The organism is Enterobacter ludwigii, from assembly GCA_023023105.1.
In the GTDB taxonomy this organism is placed as follows: domain Bacteria; phylum Pseudomonadota; class Gammaproteobacteria; order Enterobacterales; family Enterobacteriaceae; genus Enterobacter; species Enterobacter adelaidei.
The window spans coordinates 2,144,241-2,160,452 of record CP083824.1 but is presented as its reverse complement, the minus strand read 5'-3'; the positions used below and the strand labels follow the sequence as shown (position 1 = coordinate 2,160,452).

The window sequence follows — 16,212 nt, the reverse complement described above, 5'->3', positions numbered from 1 at the left end:
TTATTTCCCCGTAAAGTTCGGCGCGCGCTTTGCCAGGAAGGCGCTGACGCCCTCGCGGTAGTCGTCGCTGCGCCCGGCCAGGCGTTGATAGTCGCGCTCGAGATCGAGTTGTGCATCCAGGGTGTTGGTTTCTGCCGCGTTGATGGCCTGCTTGATCAACCCCAGACCAAACGTCGGCTGTGAGGCAAAATGCAGCGCCATCTGCTGTGCCGTGGCGGAAAGCTGCTCGTCGTCCACCACCTGCCAGATCATCCCCCAGGCCTGCGCTTGTTCGGCGCTGAGTTTGTCCCCCAGCAGCGCCAGCCCCATAGCGCGAGCGCGTCCGGCAACGCGCGGCAGCAGCCAGGTGCCGCCGCAGTCCGGGACTAACCCAAGCTTGCTGAAGGCCATGACAAAGTTGGCGGAACGCGCCGCAATGACCATGTCGCATCCGAGCGCCAGCGTAGCCCCGGCACCGGCCGCCACGCCGTTGACCGCGCAGATGACCGGCTTCGGCAGTTTTGCCAGGCGGCGCACCAGCGGGTTGTAAAACGTCTCCACGGACATGCCCAGATCCGGCGCCGGGCCGTTGGGGTCAACATTGCGGTCATTCAGATCCTGACCGGCACAGAAACCGCGTCCTGCCCCGGTGATCAGCAGACAGCGGATGGTGTCATCACGCTCGGCCTGTTTCAGGCACTCCGAAAGCTGCTGATGCATCACGTCGTTAAAGCTGTTCAGACGCTCCGGGCGATTCAGCGTAATGGTCATTACGCCTTGCTCTACGTTACTCAGGATAAATTCCACAATTAGCGTCCTTTAAAGTCGGGGGTGCGTTTCTGTAAGAAGGCATTGATACCTTCCCGGCGGTCTTCGGTCGCGGAAAGCAGCGTAAAAAGCTGACGTTCCTGTGCCAATCCTGCCTGCAATGGCACTTCCTGAGACTGGCGCAGCGCCTGTTTCGCGGCCTGCAATGCCAGCGGCGAATGACGCGCCATCAATGCCGCCTGCTTCAGGGCATACTCCAGCGTCAGGGAGACCGGGAACACATCGCTGACCAGCCCAGCACTCAGCGCCTGTTGCGCGGAGAGACTTTCCCCGGTCAGCACCATTTTGCTGGCGAGGGATTTACCCACGCTGCGAATGAGGCGCTGCGTGCCGCCCGCGCCAGGCATAATCCCGAGGATGATTTCCGGCAGACCGAAACGCGCGTTATCCCCGGCGATCACCACGTCGCACAGCAGTGCCAGTTCACATCCAGCCCCCAGCGCGAAGCCGTTCACGGCGGCAATCAGCGGTTTGTTAAATGCGTCTATCCGCTTCCACAGCTGCGGACGGATATCGTTCAACGTGGCCGGCAAGTCTTTATCTGCCATTTCGTTGAGATCCGCCCCGGCCGCGAAGCAGCGCTCGTTGCCATAAATAACGCAGGCAGAAATGCCGCTATCACAGGCCGCCGCCTCAAGCTGTTCCGCAATCTGCGTCAGCAGCGAATTGTTGAGGGCGTTGCGTGCCGCCGGACGGTTCAGCGTCAGCTGCAACACGCGGCCATGGCGGGTGACAATCAGTTCGCTCATGCCATCCCCTTCGCGTCGAAATCGACGATCACGTCAGCGGTTAACGGCAGCGACTGACAGCTCAGCACATACCCGGCGGCCAGTTCGTCCGGCTCCAGGCTATAGTTGGTCACCATGTCCACTTTGCCGCGCAGCACTTTACATTTACAGGTGGCGCACACGCCGCCTTTACAGGCATACGGCAGATCCGCCCCCTGGCGCAGTGCGGCATCAAGAATACTTTCATCGTCCGCCGTCAGGGTGATTTCACGGTCACGGCCGTCCTGACGAACGGTGACTTTCTGCCCCTCAGCCTGCACGCTAACCGTGCGTTTAGCCGCTGAGCCTGGCGTATTAAAACGTTCCAGATGGATGGCTTTTTCCGGCATCCCCAGCGCTTTTAATGTGCTTTCAGCCTCATCCATCATCGCCGACGGACCGCAGATAAACGCTTCGTCGTACTGGCGGAAGTTGATCAGCGTTTTCGCCAGTGCCTGCAGTTTTTCCCCGTCAATACGACCATGGAGAAGATCGCTATCCAGACGCTCCTGGCTGAAGATGGAGACCAGCTGCAGCCGCTGCGGGTATTTGTCTTTCAGGTCCGCCAGCGCCTGGCGGAACATCATGCTCTGGCTGCTGCGGTTGCCGTAAATCAGGGTGAAATGACTGTTCGGTTCGGTGGCAAGCGTTGCGGATAAAATCGCCAGCATCGGGGTGATCCCGGAGCCTGCGGCAATCGCCAGATAGTGTCCTTCACGTTCCGCCTGCGGCTGGTAGCCAAACTGGCCCTGAGGAACCATCACCTCCAGCGCCATACCCTGTTTAATCTGATCCCGGGCATAGCGGGAGAATCGTCCGCCCTCGATGGCTTTGACCGCCACGCTGATCTCACCCGGTGCGCTACTCCGGCAAATGGAGTAACAGCGGCGCAGTTCATCCCCGCCCAGTTTCGTTTTCAGGGTCAGGTGCTGCCCCGGACGGAAGCGGTACGCGTCCTGTAATTCCTGCGGCACCGCGAAGGTGATCGTTACCGCATCACGGGTTTCGGGTTCCACTTTTGCCACTGTTAATGAATGAAACGTTGTCATGGCAGCCTCAAATACATTTGAAATAATCGAAAGGCTCACGGCAGGTGTTGCAGCGATAGAGCGCTTTGCAGGCCGTTGAACCAAATTCACTGATAAGCGAGGTATCGGTGCTCGCACAGCGCGGACACGTCACCTCAGCGGGCGCATGGGCATGGCAGCTGTGGCCGACCGGCGGGCTGATGCCATATTCACGCAGACGCTCGCGGGCATCGGCGGTCATCCAGTCGGTGGTCCAGGCGGGTTCAAGCTGGAGCACAATATGAACCGGCGTAAACCCGTGTGCGGTCATCGTTTCGCGGATAGCACCCAGCAGGTGTTCCGTCGCCGGGCAACCTGAGTAGGTTGGCGTGAAGCCAATGACCCAGCCTTCACCTTGCGGTGCGACGCTGCGCACCATGCCCAGATCGGTGATGGTTAACACGGGCACTTCCGGGTCCGGGATCTGGCTTAACAGCGACCAGATCTGCGGGATCTCCGCCGGTGCAATCTCAGCAAAACGCTGCATCATGACCTCCGCTATTACCACTGTTGACCCGGGTACGCGCGCTGGAGATATTGCATTTCCGCCAGCATCGGGCCCAGATGTTCGGTATGTAGCCCTTTCTTGCCTCCGGTGCGATACGCCACTTCGTCGGGTACCTTCAGGTTGGCTTCTGCCATGCCGGCAAACACTTCGCTTTCCCACGGCTGGCGCAAGGTGCGCGGGTCAACCGCCACGCCGGAGGCAGTCAGCTCCAGCTCGACGTCATCGGCTTCGAACAGTTCGGCCGTAAAGCGCCACAAAGTGTCGATGGCCTGCTGCATTTTTTGCGCGGAGGTTTCGGTGCCATCGCCCAGGCGCACCAGCCAGCCACGGCTAAAGCGCAGATGGTAGCGCGCCTCTTTAATGGCTTTTGCGGCAATGGCGGCAAGCTGACTGTCGCTGCTGTGTGCAAGGCGTTCATATAGCGCCACATTCCAGGCATCCATCAGGTACTGACGGGCAATCGTGTCGGCGAAGTTGCCGTTCGGCTGCTCCACCAGCAGTAAATTGCGGAACTGACGCTCGTCACGCCCAAATGCCAGCGTGTCTTCATCGCCCTGACCTTCCAGCTCCGCGGCATAGGTCAGGAAATTGCGCGCCTGCCCCAGCAGGTCGAGACCGATATTGGCCAGCGCGAGGTCGATCTCAAGCTCCGGTGCGTGACCGCACCAGGCGCCGAGACGCTGCGAAAGCACCAGACCGTTGTCGCCCAGACGCAGGGCATATGCAGTGACTGTTTTCATCCCCATCCTCACATATGCTCGATGCCATCAGGGATGGTGTAAAACGTCGGGTGGCGGTAGACCTTGCTTTCCGCCGGGTCGAAGAACTCGCCGCTCTCTTCCGGCTGGGAGGCGATAATCTCGCTCGCCTTGACCACCCAGATGGAGCACCCTTCGCTGCGGCGGGTATAAGCATCACGCGCATTTTCCAGCGCCATGCGATCGTCAGCGGCATGCAGACTTCCCACGTGACGGTGGGACAAACCTTGTTTGCTGCGTACGAACACTTCGTACAGCGGCCAGTAGACATTGCTCATCGTGATTCCTCTCAAGCCACTTTGCGGGCATGTTGTTTTTCTGCGTGCGCCAGTGCAGCTTCACGCACCCACGCCCCCTCTTCCCAGGCCTTGCGTTTGGCGGCCAGGCGTTCGTGGTTACAGATGCCACGCCCGTTAATCACCTCTTCAAATTCCTGCCAGTAGATCTCGCCGAAACGGTAATGACCGCTCTCGTCGTCAAAACGCAGGTCGGGATCGGGCACCGTCATGCCGAGCATCTCCACCTGGGGAATGGTGTTGTCGACAAAACGCTGGCGAAGTTCGTCATTGCCGAAGCGTTTGATTTTCCAGGCCAGGCTGCGGGCGCTGTTCGGCGAGTTGTCATCGTTCGGCCCAAACATCATCAGTGCCGGCCACCAAAAACGGTTGATGGCGTCCTGCAGCATCTGGCGTTGGGCTTCACTACCCTGCGCCAGCGCCATACAGGCTTCAAAGCCCTGACGCTGGTGGAAGCTCTCTTCTTTACAGATTTTCACCATTGCCCTGGCATACGGCCCATAAGAGGTCCGGCACAACGCTACCTGGTTAACGATGGCAGCGCCGTCCACCAGCCAGCCGATCACGCCGATATCGGCCCAGCTCAGGGTTGGGTAGTTGAAGATGGAGGAGTATTTCATCTTGCCGTCGAGCATCTTCTGGTAGATGTCTTCCCGCGCGCAGCCCAGCGTTTCTGCCGCGCTATACAGGTACAAACCGTGTCCGGCTTCGTCCTGCACTTTCGCCAGCAGGATCGCTTTACGGCGCAACGTCGGTGCGCGGGTGATCCAGTTACCTTCGGGCAGCATGCCGACAATTTCGGAGTGCGCGTGCTGGCCAATCTGGCGGATCAGCGTCTTGCGGTAGGCCTCAGGCATCCAGTCCTGGGGCTCTATCGCCGTCTCCTGCGCTATGCGCTGCTCAAACCGTTGTTCTTGCGTCACGTCATCACCTTTATGATTCGTTAGTTTGCAATCTAAAGCGAAATGTTGAATCACTTTGTTTTTTAAAAGTTACACAAAGGTTAAATATAACCCCAAGAATTGTTTCCTGGTTTTGTGATGCCGCTCGCAAGGCTTTTACAGCACACCCTAACATTCGGGCGTTTGCGCACTGCGTTTCATCAGTGCCGGATCACAATGTTAACAAATCATTAAAACTCAGCTTGATTTTTATGATTCACGATCAAACTATTAATGGTGAATTTTCGTAACATTTGGAGATAAGCGATGCAGCAGTTAGCCAGCTTCTTGTCCGGTACCTGGCAGTCTGGCCGGGGCCGCGAACGCACTATTCATCACGCCATCACTGGCGAAGCGCTGTGGAGCGTAACCAGCGAAGGGCTGGATATGGCGGCCGCCCGTCGCTATGCCATTGAGCACGGCGGCGAAGCACTTCACAAAATGACCTTTATCGAACGTGCTGCCATGCTGAAGGCGGTGGCGAAACATCTGCTTAGTCAGAAAGAGACGTTTTATGCCCTGTCTGCCCAGACCGGGGCGACAAAGGCAGACAGCTGGGTGGATATTGAAGGCGGTATCGGTACCCTCTTCACCTATGCCAGCCTGGGCAGCCGCGAACTGCCGGATGACACACTGTGGCCTGAGGATGAGTTGATCCCTCTGTCGAAGGAAGGTGGTTTTGCTGCACGCCATGTCCTGACGTCAAAATCAGGCGTGGCGGTCCATATCAACGCTTTTAACTTCCCGTGCTGGGGTATGCTGGAAAAACTGGCACCCACCTGGCTCGCCGGGATGCCTGCCATCATCAAACCCGCTACCGCCACAGCGCAGGTGACCCAGGAGATGGTGAAATCCATTATCGACAGCGGCCTGGTACCGGACGGCGCCATCAGTCTAATCTGCGGTGGCGCAGGGGATCTGCTGAATCATCTCGACAGCCAGGACGTGGTGACGTTTACCGGCTCCGCCAGTACCGGGCAAAGCCTGCGCGTCCACCCCAATATTGTGGCGAATTCCATTCCCTTCACCATGGAAGCTGACTCCCTGAACTGCTGCGTGCTGGGGGAAGACGTTACGCCAGACCAGCCAGAATTTGCCCTGTTCATTCGGGAAGTCGTCCGTGAAATGACCGCCAAGTCCGGACAAAAATGTACGGCGATCCGCCGCATCATTGTGCCGCAGACGCGGCTCGATGCCGTCAGCCAGGCGCTAATCGCGCGGCTGGAAAAAGTGGTGGTGGGTGACCCGGCGCAGGAAGGGGTAAAAATGGGCGCGCTGGTGAACAGCGAACAGCGTGCGGACGTTCAGGAGAAAGTGGAGCTGCTGGTTGCCGCAGGCTGTGAAATCCGCCTGGGGGGCAAAGCGGATTTGCAGGCTACTGGTGCCTTCTTCCCACCGACCCTGCTTTTCTGTCCGCAGCCGGATGAAACACCGGCAGTTCACGCGACTGAAGCCTTTGGTCCGGTTGCGACCCTGATGCCGTATCGCAATGCAGCCCACGCGATGCAGCTTGCCCGCGCGGGCGGTGGAAGCCTGGCCGGGACGCTGGTCACTGCGGATCTGGCAACCGCCCGCCAGTTTATTGCCGGCGCGGCACGCGCTCACGGACGTATTCAGGTCCTCAATGAGGAATCCTCGAAAGAGTCTACCGGCCACGGTTCTCCGCTTCCTCAACTGGTCCACGGTGGTCCAGGTCGCGCGGGCGGCGGTGAAGAGCTGGGCGGCCTGCGGGCAGTGAAGCACTATCTGCAGCGCACCGCCATTCAGGGCAGTCCATCCATGCTGGCTGCCATTGGCAAACAGTGGGTGCGCGGTGCTGACGTGCAGGAAGACCGCGTTCATCCGTTCCGTAAATACTTCGAGGAGTTGCAGCCGGGCGACAGCCTGCTGACGCCGCGTCGTACGCTCACAGAAGCGGATATCGTGAACTTTGCCTGCCTGAGCGGCGATCACTTTTACGCGCACATGGACAAGATTGGCGCGGCAGAGTCAATCTTTGGCGAACGCGTGGTCCACGGTTATTTCCTGATTTCCGCCGCAGCAGGGTTGTTCGTTGATGCGGGTGTCGGGCCGGTGATTGCCAACTACGGCATGGAAAACCTGCGCTTTATCGAGCCGGTTAAACCGGGCGATACCATTCAGGTGCGCCTGACCTGCAAACGTAAAACGCTGAAGAAACAACGCACCGCCGAGGAAAAACCGACGGGCGTGGTGGAGTGGGCCGTTGAGATTTTTAACCAGCATCAGCAGGCCGTGGCGCTCTACTCCATTCTGACGCTGGTGGCGCGCCAGCAGGGTGACGCCTGACTCTTTTCTCTCTCGCACGTTGACCGGGGTGTGATGCCACCCCGGTCTTTTTTTAACCTGGCAAGACTGACAAATAATCTGGCAGATGCAGGCAAACGCTTTTCTCAGGCGCCTGTCAGGATAAGGCTGTCACCACACAATAAACACAACAAGATGAGGTCTACGATGGGAAGCAATTCTTCTTTTTCTGCCCGTAGAACGGCACTGGCTATGGCTGTTGCGCTGTGTTGCGCCTGGCAACCCCCTGTTTTCGCTCACGGCAGCGAGGCGCACATGGTCCCGATGGACAAAACGCTGCAGGACTTTGGCGCAGATGTACAGTGGGATGATTACGCACAACTGTTCACCATCGCGAAAGACGGTGCTTTTGTGAAGGTCAAACCGGGGGCGAAAACCGCTATCGTCAACGGTAAAACCCTCAAGCTGCAGGTACCGGTGGTGATGAAAGGCAAAAAGGCCTTTATCTCTGACACCTTCATCAACGACGTTTTCCAGTCCGGCCTCGACCAGACTTTCCAGGTTGAAAAACGCCCTCACCCGTTAAACGCGCTAACGGCTGACGAAATCAAACAAGCCGTAGAGATCGTCAAAACCTCTGCGGATTTCAAACCGAATACCCGTTTTACCCAGATTGCCCTTGCTGAGCCAGATAAGACCAAAGTGTGGGACTTTGTGCTTAACGGTACGGCAGTGGATTCTCCCCGCCAGGCGAACGTGGTTATGCTCGACGGGAAGCACGTTATCGAAAGCCGGGTAGATCTGAAGGACAAAAAGATCCTGAGCTGGGAACCGGTAAAAGACGCACACGGCATGGTGCTGCTGGATGACTTCACCGCGGTTCAGCAGATCATCAACGAGAGCACTGAGTTTGCAGAGGTGCTTAAAAAACACGGTATCACCGATACGAAGAAAGTGATTACCACGCCGCTGACCGTCGGCTATTTCGACGGTAAAGACGGCCTGAAGCAGGAAGATCGCCTGCTGAAAGTGGTCAGCTACCTGGACGTCGGTGACGGTAACTACTGGGCGCATCCGATTGAAAACCTGGTGGCCGTAGTCGATCTTGAGCAGAAGAAAATCCAGAAAATTGAAGAAGGCGCTGTTATTCCGGTTCCCATGGCTCCGCGTCCGTATGACGGCCGTGACCGTATCGAAACAGCGAAAAAGCCCCTTGAGATCGTTGAGCCAGAAGGCAAGAACTACACCATTACCGGTGATATGGTGCACTGGCAGAACTGGGATTTCCACCTGAGCCTGGATTCCCGCGTCGGCCCGATGATTTCGACTGTGACGTACAACGATAACGGCAAAAAGCGCCAGGTTATGTATCAGGGCTCCTTAGGTGGCATGATCGTCCCTTACGGCGACCCGGACGTGGGCTGGTATTTCAAAGCCTATCTGGATTCCGGCGACTATGGCATGGGCACCCTGACCTCTTCGCTGGTACGGGGGAAAGACGTGCCGTCTAACGCCGTGATGCTCAATGAAACGATCCCGGATTACACCGGTGCGCCAATGGAGATCCCGCGGGCAATCGCCATTTTCGAACGCTACGCCGGGCCGGAATACAAACACCAAGAGATGGGACAGCCAAACGTCAGCACCGAGCGTCGTGAACTGGTGGTACGTTGGGTGAGTACTGTCGGTAACTACGATTACATCTTCGACTGGGTATTCCATGAAAATGGCACCATTGGAATTGATGCTGGTGCGACGGGTATCGAAGCGGTGAAAGGCGTACTGGCGAAAACCATGCATGACGCCACCGCGAAAGACGACACCAAATACGGCACACTGATCGATCACAACATCGTGGGTACCACCCACCAGCATATCTATAACTTCCGTCTTGATATGGATGTGGATGGCATCAACAACAAACTGGTGGCAATGGATCCGGAAGTGAAACCGAATACCGCCGGTGGCCCGCGCACCAGTACCATGCAGATCAATCAGTACGACATTGATACCGAGCAGCAGGCGGCACAGAAATTCGACCCGGGCACCATTCGCTTGTTGAGCAATACCAGCAAAGAGAACCGCATGGGCAACCCGGTCTCGTACCAGATTATCCCGTACGCGGGCGGTACACACCCGGTAGCGACGGGCGCGAAGTTTGCCCCGGACGAGTGGATTTACCATCGGCTGAGCTTTATGGATAAGCAGCTGTGGGTCACCCGCTACCATCCTGATGAGTTGTACCCGGAAGGGAAATTCCCTAACCGTTCCATCCACGATACGGGCCTGGGGCAGTACAGCAAAGATAATGAGTCACTGAATAACCAGGATGACGTCGTCTGGATGACCACAGGGACAACCCACGTCGCCCGTGCCGAAGAGTGGCCGATCATGCCGACGGAATGGGTACATACTCTGCTTAAACCGTGGAACTTCTTTGACGAGACCCCCACGCTGGGGAAGAAAAAAGACGCTAAATAACATACCGGGCGCAACGCCCGGTTTTTTATTCATTCACTTGCTGAATACCTCTTCCCGATTATAGTTATTCATGCCCTCTTTATTTCCACTTCATCTCTTGAATCACTTTCAGCCAGGACACGACGTTTCTACGTAAGCCGTAATACATCACTGAGAGGTTTTAGGATGAAATTTAATTTGATTGTCAGGAGCCTGGCGTTAGCAGGTTTTTTTATTTCCGTCAGTTATTCATTTGCCGCTGAAGCGCCAAAAGATGCTACAGCAGCAACTCAACAGGCCAATAATGCCCTTTTTAATCAACTTCCTTTCTCTGACAAAACCGATTTTACCGACGCGCATAAAGGTTTTATTGCCCCTCTCCCTCAGGAGGTTATCAAAGGGGAACAAGGGAATGTTATCTGGGATCCGCAGCAATATTCGTTTATTAAAGAAGGCGATAAAGCGCCTGATTCCGTCAACCCAAGCTTATGGCGTCAATCACAGCTGATTAATATTAGCGGCCTGTTTGAAGTCACCGACGGGGTATACCAGATCCGTAACCTCGACCTGTCAAATATGACGATTATTGAAGGTAAAGCGGGAATAACGGTCGTTGATCCGCTGGTATCCGCCGAAACCGCTAAAGTCGGGATGGACCTGTATTTTAAACATCGCGGGAAAAAACCGGTCGTGGCTGTTATCTATACCCACAGCCATGTCGACCACTATGGTGGCGTGCGCGGCGTGGTAGATGAAGCCGATGTAAAAGCTGGTAAGGTAAAAATTTACGCCCCGTCCGGTTTTATGGAAGCCGCAGTAGCGGAAAATATCATGGCGGGTAACGTCATGAGCCGCCGCGCCAGTTATATGTACGGCAACCTGCTTAAGCCCGATGCGAAAGGACAAGTTGGTGCAGGCTTGGGTACAACGACCTCTGCCGGTACGGTTACGCTTATCGCTCCGACCAATATCATAGAAAAAGATGGCCAGAAAGAGGTCATTGACGGCCTGACCTATGATTTTATGCTGGCGCCGGGCTCTGAAGCACCATCAGAGATGCTCTGGTTCATCGAAGAGAAAAAACTGATCGAATCAGCAGAAGATGTCACCCACACGCTGCATAACACTTACTCCCTGCGCGGCGCGAAAATTCGCGAGCCGTTACCGTGGTCGAAATACATCAACCAGGCGATCGTACGCTGGGGCGACAAAGCCGAAATTATTATGGCGCAACACCACTGGCCAACCTGGGGTAACGAAAATGTGGTCAAGCTGTTGAAGAGCCAGCGCGATCTTTATCGTTACATCAACGACCAGACACTGCGTATGGCGAACGAAGGCCAGACGCGTGACGAGATCGCCGCCAACTTTAAGCTCCCGGATTCGCTGGCGCACACCTGGGCTAACCGGGGCTACTATGGCTCCGTCAGCCATGACGTGAAAGCCACCTATGTCCTCTATCTTGGCTGGTTCGATGGCAACCCAGCGACGCTGGATGAACTGCCACCTGAAGAGGGAGCGAAGAAATTCGTTGAGTACATGGGTGGTGCTGACGCCATCCTGAACAAAGCCAAAACGGACTTTGACCAGGGGAATTATCGCTGGGTTGCACAGGTCGTGAGCAAAGTGGTCTTTGCCGATCCGAATAATCAGGCGGCACGTAACCTGGAAGCAGATGCGCTGGAGCAGCTCGGTTATCAGGCCGAATCTGGCCCGTGGCGTAACTTCTACCTGACCGGTGCGCAAGAACTGCGTAACGGCGTGGTGAAAGGCCCGACGCCGAATACCGCTAGCCCGGATACCGTGCGGGCAATAACGCCAGAGATGTTCTTCGACTATCTGGCTGTGCATATCAATGGCGAAAAAGCCGGTACTGCCAAATCCGTGTTCAACATTGATTTAGGCAGCGATGGCGGAAAGTATAAACTTGAGCTGGAAAACGGCGTGTTGAACCACACGGCTAACGCCGAGGCGAAGGACGCTGACGCCACGCTGACCCTGAACCGTGATACGCTGAACAAAATTATCCTGAAAGAAGTGACGCTGAAACAGGCGCAGGATAGCGGCGATATTAAGATCACCGGCGATAGCGCGAAGCTGGATGCGATGCTGGGCTATATGGATAAATTTGAATTCTGGTTTAACATTGTGACACCGTAACACATCACCTGATGGGCGGTAACCCCGCCCATTTTTCTCCCGCTCCTTTCGATACGGAAATCCCTCTTGATAGAAAAAAGACGCAATACACCACCCGAGCTAGCCACCTGGCCCACCCGAAAATCCATGGTGCACCATGGCCTGGCGATGAATCTACCTTGGCTGGCTTTCGTGAACGTGAGCTTTGCGCTGATGCTCCTGCTGCGCAACGTCTTGTTCGGTAACATCGACAGCCAGGTCGGTGCAACGAAATACCTAACGATGATGGTCGATACCTCAATGCTGGGGGTCATTATCCTTTCAACTGCGCTGATGGTTATGGCCTGGCGACGTATCGTCGGGATCAGTGTCGTGCTGTTTATCTGCAGCCTGCTGTGGTCACTGTGTAGTTATTTGTTGATCACGGTTGTTCAGCTTCCTCACGCCTGGCCAATCTTCGTGATTCTGTTGCTCGCGGGAATGACCGCGCTCTATTTTCACCCGTCGGGGCTGCTCTCTTTTGTCCTGCCGCTCTGGATCGCCCTGCCGTCTGCAAGCATCGCCCTGAACCAGAGCGTTAACCTGCGCTTTGCCGTGATCTGGGTGGTATTCACCCTGATCCTGATTTGCGGACGCTTTATCCTCCTGAACTGGTTCGAAGAAGCCTGGCGACGTAACCAGCAGAATCAGCGACTCATTCTGCGGCTGGACGCGCTGGCGCATCTGGATGCGTTAACCCAGACGGCAAACCGCCGGGCCATGGAAACCGTGCTGGAAAACGCGGTTGATCAGAAAAAAGCCTTCTCGCTGATTATGCTGGATGTCGACTATTTCAAACTTTACAACGACACTTATGGCCACCAGGCGGGTGACGACTGCCTGGCGCAGGTAGCGCAGGTGCTGAAAAAATCAGTACGTACACCTCACGACGTTGTTTCTCGCTACGGTGGTGAAGAGTTTGTAGTGATCCTGTTTGACTGTCCGGAGAACATGGCAGAACAGGTTGCTATACGCATTCAGGAGGGGTTGTATTCAGCCGCGATACCGCACAGTGGCTCGAAGGTTAGCGGGGTTGTCACCGCCAGCATGGGGATTGCGGGAATGGAGGACGGTCTGGCGGGTCCCGAGATCATCGCCCGCGCTGACGCGGCGTTGTATCGGGCGAAAGAGGCCGGGCGGGATCGGTGGTCCCGTTAATAAAGCCGGGTGAGGCGTAGCCGCCACCCGGCTTGTTTTTTAATACCGCACGCACACCGACTTCGTTTCGCACCAGCCGTCCAGCCAGTCCGGGCCAAAGTCGCGTCCGGTGCCAGACTGTTTCATCCCGCCGAACGGCAGGTTAGCGTCGATCAGCGTATGGCTGTTTACCCAGACGGTACCCGCCTGCAGCCTGTCGGTATATTCCAGCGCCTTGCTGATATTCTGCGTCCAGACGCTGGCCGTCAGGCCATACTCGGTGTCGTTTGCCAGCTGGAGCGCCTCTTCACCATCGGCCACTCGCACCAGGTTGACCACTGGGCCAAATACCTCTTCACGAGTGAGCCTCAGCGCGGCATCCGGGTTCACCACCAGCGTTGGTGAAACGTAATAGCCTTTGCCTTCCGGGCCACGGTTACCGGCGATCAGTTCCGCATGACGGGACTTCGCTTCATCGAGGAAAGTCTGCACCTTGTCGCAATGCGCACGCGAAACCAGCGGGTTAATAAAGGCTTCCGGCGACATGCCCGGCCCGACGCTCAGCGATTTCACCGCCTGTTCAAACCCGCTGACCAGCGTGTCGAACAGCGGCGCTTCGATATAGATGCGGGAGCTTGCCGCACAGACCTGTCCCTGATTCAGGAAGCTGCCGGTCATCAGGCCTTCAATCACCCAGGCAGGGTCGGCATCTTTCAACACGATGGCCGGGTTTTTCCCGCCCAGTTCCAGGGTCACCCCGGTTAACGTGTCCGCCGCCGTGCGGGCAATTTGCTTACCCGTTGCCGTTGAACCGGTAAAACTCACTTTCGCAATGTGCGGATGCGAGGTCAACGCTGCGCCACACACCGCGCCGCTACCGGTTACGACGTTGAACACCCCGTCCGGGATGCCCGCTTCGCTGGCCAGCTCCGCCACGCGCAGCATGGTCAGCGGCGTGGTTTCTGACGGTTTAATCACAATGGAACAGCCCGCGGCCAGCGCAGGCATCACTTTCCACATCCCGATCATCAGCGGGAAGTTCCAGGGTACAATTCCGGCCACCACGCCAACCGGCTCTTTGCGCGTCCACGCCTGGTAGCGGGCCCCCTGTGGCAATGGGATAGAGAGATCCAGCGTTTTGCCAGCGATCTTCGTGGTCAACCCGGCGGTGTAGCGCATCCAGTTCAGGGTGCAGCCAACTTCAAAAGCGCGGGAAATGTTAATGGATTTGCCCTGCTCCAGCGTTTCAAGCTGAGCCAGCTCCTCACTGTGCTGCTCAACCAGATCGGCAAAATGGAGCAAGATCCGCTCGCGTTCAGCCGGTAATTTTCCGGCCCAGCTGCGGGCAACAAACGCGCGCCAGCCGGACATCACGGCGCGGTCAACATCGTCAACGCTGGCATCGGCAGTCGAGGCAATCACCTCGCCCGTGGCCGGGTTGTAGACATTCAGCCGTTTTTCACTGTCTGATGCGGCCTGACGCCCTTCGATCCACAGGCCATGATGTCGGTCTAAAAACTGCTGCACAGCAGGTTGGATTGCCACCAGTGATTCAGACATAGGGTACTCCTTCGTTATTATTCGTCGGGTGTTGATCCAGTCTAAGAGGGGTTTCGCATTCTCGCTTTTGTCTGTGTGACATTCGCTTTGCCACCTGTGACAGGCTCCGCAAATCGTGATAATTCCGCCTTATATCACTGTTCCCGGTGAGTGTTCTTTCCTATAGTCAGCCTCATAGCTCTGACAAAATGCAACACAAATGCAACAATGCGAAAACGTTGACGGCGCAGTGAGAGAAACGATGGCGTGTGCAAGCGAGCAGGAACAGTATCAGCAGTGGCTGGCGCAAATTAACCAGGTTTGCGGGCGCTTTAACGCGCGTCCTCTGGAGGGAAAATTCTTCGGGAACTGGAAACCAGCTACGCGCGCAGCCTGAAGCTCAGTACCGTTACCGCAGGCGGCGTGAATCTGTTCCGTTCTCGCCAGGAGATCGCTCAGAGTAATGATGCCTGGTTCTATACCGTGTTCCAGCTTGAAGGCAGCGCGGAAATTGAACAGGATGACCGGCGCTCTGTGCTTAAAACCGGTGATATCACGCTGCTTGACGCATCACGCCCCTGCTCAATCAACTGGCAGGAAAAATCCCGCCAAATTTCGCTGCTGGTACCCCGTCAGATCATTGAGCAGCAGTGTCGGTTTCAGGAGATCAACTGCGCGCTCACTCTTTCCCGTTCGTTGCCAACGGTACAGCTGAGTCATCGTCTGTTAATGGACAGTATGAACAATGCCGATCTGAGTGACCGGGAGAGTGAAGCCGCGCTCGAAGCGATGGTCTGCCTGCTGCGCCCCGCTTTCCAGCAGCGCGAGTTGATTCAGCCGCGTAAGGAACGCCAGTTCCTGCATGTGGTGGCGCTGATCGACGATCATATTCAGTCCGAATCTCTGCGTCCGGAATGGATTGCCGCCGAGAGCGGTATGTCCGTGCGAAGCCTCTACCGCATGTTTGCCGAGAAAGGGCTGGTGGTGGCGCAGTACATTAAAAACCGTCGTCTGGATCTGTGCGCGCAGGTGTTGCGTTCTACCAGTGATGACGAAAAGCTGGCGGGGATTGGCTACAGCTGGGGATTTACCGACCATAGCCATTTTTCCACGGCGTTTAAGCAGCGTTTTGGCGTCTCGCCAGGTGAATACCGCAAGCGCTACCGCTAACTATTTTTTCAGCCATTTTCCGTTAATGCCCTTCACATACTCGCCGGGTTGAGCACGGGCAACCAGTTTTTGTCCCGCCATTTTCGCCACTTCATCGACCGGTAAATTATTGCTGTCAGCCAGCTTCTGGTAGTTTTCCGTGCGCGCCGCATTGATACGGTTAACCAGCGCCAGCGTTTCCGCATCCTGTTGGATCGGGGCAAGATACCCGCTCAGGGTTTCCCCTACGCGCCCCTGCGCCCGGGCATCATTTAAGGTGAGCGCGGCCGCCTGCACGTTCATCCCCAGTGCCAGTAAAATCAGAGCTAATCGTTTCATG

Annotated in this window: 13 protein-coding genes and 1 pseudogene; 5 read left to right on the top strand and 9 right to left on the bottom strand. The window is 56.5% G+C overall.

Annotated features, from left to right (window positions below; translation table 11 throughout):
- Genes paaG through paaA form a run of 7 tightly spaced genes read right to left on the bottom strand, consistent with a single transcriptional unit; the run spans position 1 to position 5,177 of the window.
- The gene (paaG, locus tag LCD46_10455; protein UOY72939.1) at positions 1 to 789 is read right to left on the bottom strand and encodes a 2-(1,2-epoxy-1,2-dihydrophenyl)acetyl-CoA isomerase PaaG; all 789 of its coding nucleotides are present in this window, start codon (positions 787 to 789) and stop codon (positions 1 to 3) included.
- Complete coding sequence (locus LCD46_10450) at positions 789 to 1,556, bottom strand: 2,3-dehydroadipyl-CoA hydratase (GenBank protein UOY72691.1); 768 nt, start codon at positions 1,554 to 1,556, stop codon at positions 789 to 791. The genes paaG and LCD46_10450 overlap by 1 nt, the downstream gene beginning before the upstream one ends.
- Positions 1,553 to 2,623 (bottom strand): phenylacetate-CoA oxygenase/reductase subunit PaaK, encoded by a 1,071-nt coding sequence (gene paaK, locus LCD46_10445; protein ID UOY72690.1) that lies wholly within the window; start codon positions 2,621 to 2,623, stop codon positions 1,553 to 1,555. Before paaK ends, LCD46_10450 begins: the two co-directional genes overlap by 4 nt.
- A gap of 7 nt (positions 2,624 to 2,630) precedes the next feature.
- Positions 2,631 to 3,128 carry a phenylacetate-CoA oxygenase subunit PaaJ gene (gene paaJ, locus LCD46_10440; protein UOY72938.1) on the bottom strand — a complete coding sequence of 166 codons (498 nt, stop codon included), beginning with the start codon at positions 3,126 to 3,128 and terminating at the stop codon, positions 2,631 to 2,633.
- Positions 3,129 to 3,142: 14 nt separating this feature from the next.
- The gene (gene paaC, locus LCD46_10435; GenBank protein UOY72689.1) at positions 3,143 to 3,889 is read right to left on the bottom strand and encodes a phenylacetate-CoA oxygenase subunit PaaC; all 747 of its coding nucleotides are present in this window, start codon (positions 3,887 to 3,889) and stop codon (positions 3,143 to 3,145) included.
- Between the two features lie 8 nt (positions 3,890 to 3,897).
- On the bottom strand, positions 3,898 to 4,185 hold the full coding sequence (gene paaB / locus LCD46_10430) for a 1,2-phenylacetyl-CoA epoxidase subunit B (GenBank protein ID UOY72688.1): 288 nt from the start codon (positions 4,183 to 4,185) through the stop codon (positions 3,898 to 3,900).
- Positions 4,186 to 4,196: 11 nt separating this feature from the next.
- Positions 4,197 to 5,177: a 1,2-phenylacetyl-CoA epoxidase subunit A gene (gene paaA / locus LCD46_10425; GenBank protein UOY72937.1), complete on the bottom strand. Its 981-nt coding sequence runs from the start codon at positions 5,175 to 5,177 to the stop codon at positions 4,197 to 4,199.
- A 234-nt stretch (positions 5,178 to 5,411) separates the two neighbouring features.
- On the opposite strand from paaA, the gene paaZ reads away from it, so the two are divergent.
- The 4 genes from paaZ to LCD46_10405 all read left to right on the top strand — a co-directional run bounded on the left by paaZ (position 5,412) and on the right by LCD46_10405 (position 13,205).
- Positions 5,412 to 7,451, top strand: coding sequence for a phenylacetic acid degradation bifunctional protein PaaZ (gene paaZ / locus LCD46_10420; GenBank protein UOY72687.1), 2,040 nt, complete (start codon positions 5,412 to 5,414; stop codon positions 7,449 to 7,451).
- A gap of 165 nt (positions 7,452 to 7,616) precedes the next feature.
- On the top strand, positions 7,617 to 9,890 hold the full coding sequence (gene tynA, locus LCD46_10415; GenBank protein UOY72686.1) for a primary-amine oxidase: 2,274 nt from the start codon (positions 7,617 to 7,619) through the stop codon (positions 9,888 to 9,890).
- Between the two features lie 165 nt (positions 9,891 to 10,055).
- Positions 10,056 to 12,029 carry an MBL fold metallo-hydrolase gene (locus tag LCD46_10410; GenBank protein UOY72685.1) on the top strand — a complete coding sequence of 658 codons (1,974 nt, stop codon included), beginning with the start codon at positions 10,056 to 10,058 and terminating at the stop codon, positions 12,027 to 12,029.
- A 69-nt stretch (positions 12,030 to 12,098) separates the two neighbouring features.
- Complete coding sequence (locus tag LCD46_10405; GenBank protein UOY72936.1) at positions 12,099 to 13,205, top strand: GGDEF domain-containing protein; 1,107 nt, start codon at positions 12,099 to 12,101, stop codon at positions 13,203 to 13,205.
- Between the two features lie 39 nt (positions 13,206 to 13,244).
- Here the strand turns inward: LCD46_10405 and LCD46_10400 are convergent, their stop codons facing one another.
- Positions 13,245 to 14,744: an aldehyde dehydrogenase family protein gene (locus tag LCD46_10400; GenBank protein ID UOY72684.1), complete on the bottom strand. Its 1,500-nt coding sequence runs from the start codon at positions 14,742 to 14,744 to the stop codon at positions 13,245 to 13,247.
- Positions 14,745 to 14,985: 241 nt separating this feature from the next.
- Here LCD46_10400 and feaR point away from each other — a divergent pair.
- A pseudogene (feaR, locus tag LCD46_10395) lies at positions 14,986 to 15,893 on the top strand (transcriptional regulator FeaR).
- On the opposite strand, the gene LCD46_10390 reads toward feaR, so the two are convergent.
- Positions 15,894 to 16,211, bottom strand: coding sequence for a YdbL family protein (locus LCD46_10390; protein ID UOY72683.1), 318 nt, complete (start codon positions 16,209 to 16,211; stop codon positions 15,894 to 15,896).
- Between the last annotated feature and the right edge of the window lies 1 nt (position 16,212).